5 protein-coding genes are annotated in these 3,965 nt (G+C 70.0%); 2 read left to right on the top strand and 3 right to left on the bottom strand.

Going from position 1 to position 3,965, the window contains the following annotated elements:
- Window positions 1-41 precede the first annotated feature (41 nt).
- The 3 genes from rpsP to FV222_RS19370 all read right to left on the bottom strand — a co-directional run bounded on the left by rpsP (window position 42) and on the right by FV222_RS19370 (window position 2,297).
- Window positions 42-404, bottom strand: coding sequence for a 30S ribosomal protein S16 (gene rpsP / locus FV222_RS19380; RefSeq protein WP_147728730.1), 363 nt, complete (start codon window positions 402-404; stop codon window positions 42-44).
- A gap of 104 nt (window positions 405-508) precedes the next feature.
- Window positions 509-2,077, bottom strand: coding sequence for a signal recognition particle protein (gene ffh, locus FV222_RS19375; RefSeq protein ID WP_147764082.1), 1,569 nt, complete (start codon window positions 2,075-2,077; stop codon window positions 509-511).
- A 4-nt stretch (window positions 2,078-2,081) separates the two neighbouring features.
- Complete coding sequence (locus FV222_RS19370) at window positions 2,082-2,297, bottom strand: glutathione S-transferase (RefSeq protein WP_147815422.1); 216 nt, start codon at window positions 2,295-2,297, stop codon at window positions 2,082-2,084.
- Window positions 2,298-2,597: 300 nt separating this feature from the next.
- Here FV222_RS19370 and FV222_RS19365 point away from each other — a divergent pair, with 300 nt between their 5' ends.
- Window positions 2,598-2,801 (top strand): hypothetical protein, encoded by a 204-nt coding sequence (locus FV222_RS19365; RefSeq protein WP_147815421.1) that lies wholly within the window; start codon window positions 2,598-2,600, stop codon window positions 2,799-2,801.
- Between the two features lie 117 nt (window positions 2,802-2,918).
- Window positions 2,919-3,455 carry an ATPase gene (locus tag FV222_RS19360; RefSeq protein ID WP_147815420.1) on the top strand — a complete coding sequence of 179 codons (537 nt, stop codon included), beginning with the start codon at window positions 2,919-2,921 and terminating at the stop codon, window positions 3,453-3,455.
- Window positions 3,456-3,965 lie beyond the last annotated feature (510 nt).

Raw genomic sequence — 3,965 nt, 5'->3', positions numbered from 1 at the left:
GCCGCGGGATGGGCCTGCGGGACGACGCATGCTCTGGCTCCTCAGGCGGCCGCGTCCTCGGCGGGCTTGGCGGCCTTCTCGGCGCGCTTGGCGGCGCGCTCCTTGGCCTTCTCGCCCGGCTCCGCCTTCTGCGGGTTGTTGCGGGTCGGGCGCTTGGCGAGCCCCGCGGCGTCGAGGAAGCGCAGCACGCGGTCGGTCGGCTGCGCGCCCTTGGCGAGCCAGGCCGTGATCTTCTCGGCCTCGAGCACGATGCGGGCCGGGTCGTCCTTGGCCTTCATCGGGTCGTAGGCGCCGACCTTCTCGATGAAGCGGCCGTCGCGGGGGGCGCGGGCGTCGGCGACGACGATGCGGTAGTACGGGCGCTTCTTGGCGCCGCCACGGGTGAGGCGGATCTTGAGGGACATGTCTTCAACTCCTGATGTGCTTCGATCGATCAACGAATGGTGAGTAGTGAGTAGCGAATGGAAGGCCGAAAGCCGCATTCGCTATTCGCTACTCCCCCTTCGCCCTACTTCTTCTTCCCGAACGGGAAGCCGCCGAGACCCGGCATCTTCGAGCCTCCGAGGCCCGGAAGGCTCGGCATCTTGCCAGCCCCCCCGAGGCCGGGGGGCATCGGCGGCAGCTTGCCGCCGAACTGCTTCTGCATCGCCTCGATCTGCTCCGGCGTCGGCTCGGGCATTCCAGGCGGAAGGCCGGGCATCCCGCCGCCCATGCCGCCCGGCATCCCGCCGCCGCCGAGGCCGAACATCGAGCCCAAAGCCTGGCCGATGCCGCGTTTGCCCGAGCCCATCGCCTTCATCATGTCGGCCATGGTCCGGTGCATCTTCAGGAGCTTGTTCAGCTCCTCGACCTTGGTGCCCGAACCCGCCGCGATGCGCTTCTTGCGGGAGTTCTTGAGCAGGTCGGGGTTCTTGCGCTCCTGCGCGGTCATCGAGGAGATGATCGCGCGCTGGCGCTTGAACATGTTCTCGTCGAGGTTGGCGCCCTCGACCTGCTTCTTCATCGCGCCCATGCCGGGCAGCATGCCCATCAGGCCGCCGATGCCGCCCATCTTCTCCATCTGTCCGAGCTGCATCGACAGGTCGTCGAGGTCGAACTTACCCTTGCGCATCTTCTCCGCGGTGCGGAGCGCCTGCTCGTGGTCGATGGTCTCGGCCGCCTTCTCGACGAGCGAGACGATGTCGCCCATGCCGAGGATGCGGTTGGCGACGCGGGAGGGATGGAACTCCTCCAGCGCGTCGACCTTCTCGCCGGTGCCGACGAGCTTGATCGGTTTGCCGGTGACGGCGCGCATCGAGAGCGCCGCGCCGCCGCGCGAATCGCCGTCCATGCGGGTGAGCACGATGCCGGTGACGCCGAGCCGCTGGTCGAAGGCGCGCGCGGTGTTGACCGCGTCCTGGCCGGTGAGCGCGTCGGCGACGAGCAGCACCTCGTGGGGGTTCGTCGCCGCCTTCACCTCGGCGGCTTCCTGCATCAGGGCCTCGTCGACCGTGGTGCGGCCGGCGGTGTCGAGCATCACCACGTCGAAGCCGCCGAGCCGGGCGGCGTCCATGGCGCGCTTGGCGATCTGCACCGCAGACTGGCCGGCGACGATCGGCAGGCAGGCGACGCCGACCTGGGCCGCGAGGATCGCCAGCTGCTCCATCGCCGCCGGGCGGCGGGTGTCGAGGGAGGCGAGCAGCACCTTGCGCTTCTCGCGGTCGGACAGGCGCCGGGCGATCTTGGCGGTGGTGGTGGTCTTGCCCGAGCCCTGCAGGCCGACCATCAGGATCGGCACCGGGGCGGGGGCGTTCAGGTCGATCACGCCGGCGTCGGTGCCGAGCATGGCCACGAGCTCGTCGTTGACGATCTTCACGACCATCTGGCCGGGCGTGACCGACTTCAGCACGACGGCGCCGACGGCCTTCTCGCGCACCGCGTCGGTGAAGCCGCGCACCACTTCGAGGGCCACGTCGGCCTCGAGCAGGGCGCGGCGGACCTCGCGCATCGCGGCGGTGACGTCGGCCTCGGTCAGCGCGCCCCGGCGGGTGAGGCCGGAGAGGATGCCGGACAGGCGGTCGGAAAGGCCCTCGAACATGGCGCTACTGGTCCAGGCCGGACGCGGCGGCACGGCGCGCCTGGAACGCGTCCTCGAAGGCACTGAGCGCGCGGGCGAACTTGTCCCGGCACTCGGGATTGCAGAAGCCGACCACGGCGCCGTTGTAGAGCGTCAGGGAATCGGCCGCGATCGGCTTGCCCGACCAGGGGCAGAGCTCGTTCACGGCATCCTCGATGCGCAGGGCGGCGGATGGTGTCATGGCGTAAAGGTCATGGCGTGGGTCAAGGACGGCCTTCGTGAGGACGCCTGCCGCCAACGCCGAGCACGCCCGAGGGCGCGGACGCGCTGTCGGGCGTTGACCTCCGGCCTCGATGGACCGGTCGGCTTCGGAATCGACGACGAACGTCGGATGCGCCGGGCGATACGGAAGCCGGCGCCAAAAGTCAATTTTTGTACGCCCCGGCAGCTTCCCCGGCAGCCGCCCCTACCGCCGGGCTCGCCTTTTCGCCCGCCTCTCCCACCTTCGATGATCCGACGAAGCATGAAGGAGGACGACCGCATGGCATACGTCTCGGCCAAGATCAGGGACGAGGGCAGGGCCGCCAAGACGCAGGGCGCGCCGCTCTCGGCCGACCCGTATCCCGCCGGCTCCCAGGACAGCGCCGACTGGCTCGAAGGCTACACCTTCGACGAGCGCGAGCAGAACGTCGACCGCGAGGTCGAGCCAGGGGTCGAGCCAGGCGTCGACACCGGCAAGGCCTGACGGAGGAGGGCGGGATCCGGCCCACATTCTCGCGATCGAACGCAGACGCAGCGTTAACTTTTACCGATCGTTAAGCATGTTCGGCACTGAATGGCCTCGATCGTTGAGGACACACCGATGTCGGACCCCGCCCGCAACCTGCCCCCGTACGAGTCCGGTGGACGCCCGACCCCGGGCCCGCTGCGCGACTGGCTCGCCGCCATGAAGGCCCAGGCGCCCGCCGCCCAGGCCCAAGCTCAGGCCCCCTTCCAGCCGCAGGCCGAGACGCGCCAGCCGCCGCGCCCCGAGCCCCGCGCCGCCGAGACGGCGTGGTCGCCCCGGATCGTGCAGCAGCCGGTCGAGGCCCCGCGTTCGAACCCGGAGGCCGAGGACATCTCCGAGCTGATGGCCGAAAACCTGATGCTGAAGGCGAAGCTTCGGATCGAATCCGACCGCCACGGCGAGTTGCAGACCCTGCTCGCCCAGGAGATCCGCGAGCTGCGCAACCACGTGCAGATCGAGATGAACGCCCTTCACGAAATCCGGGCCGAGCGCGATCACTTCCGGGTCGAGCGCGACCAGATCCGCGACGAGCTCGATGCGATGCGCGAGGAGCGCGACCTCTGGCGCGCCCGCACCGAGGCGCTGGCCCAGCCGCTGTTCCAGAAGCGCTGAGGCGCGTCGATCGCGGCGAGCCACGGTCGTCGGACACGACGAAGGGCCGCCCTCGCAGGCAGACCTTTTTGAAAAGCCGAAGGGCCGCCCGTGAGGGCGGCCCTTCCATTGCCGAACCGCGGTCCGGCCGAAACTGTCCCGAGAGTGCCCGGGCGCCCTTAGAAGGAGGCGCCGGAGGCGACGGTCCAGGTCCGGTAAGCCGAAGACAGCGGCTGATGACAATGAGACACTGGATCACCTCCTTTCGTTCGTTGCTGGGATCCCCAAGGTAGGTGGCGGGACGGCCCCTGTGAAGCCCCCCGCCTGCGTTGTCTCGCCGCCCCCCGTGGCAGGCTCCTCGGCCGCCTTCGCGACGCCGATCGGGCGTCAGGGGCGGCCCGCGACGACGGCGGCGACGAGGTCGTTCAGGATCTGGGTCAGCTCCGCCTGCGCGGCGGGGGTGGACAGGTTGTGGTCGGTGCCCGCGACGATCGCGACCGGGGCGCCGAGCCGACGGGCGGCGCGCTCGGG

Source organism: Methylobacterium sp. WL103 (assembly GCF_008039885.1).
GTDB lineage: Bacteria > Pseudomonadota > Alphaproteobacteria > Rhizobiales > Beijerinckiaceae > Methylobacterium > Methylobacterium cerastii.
The sequence above is the reverse complement of the archived record's forward strand: the minus strand, read 5'-3'. Positions and strand labels throughout refer to the sequence as shown.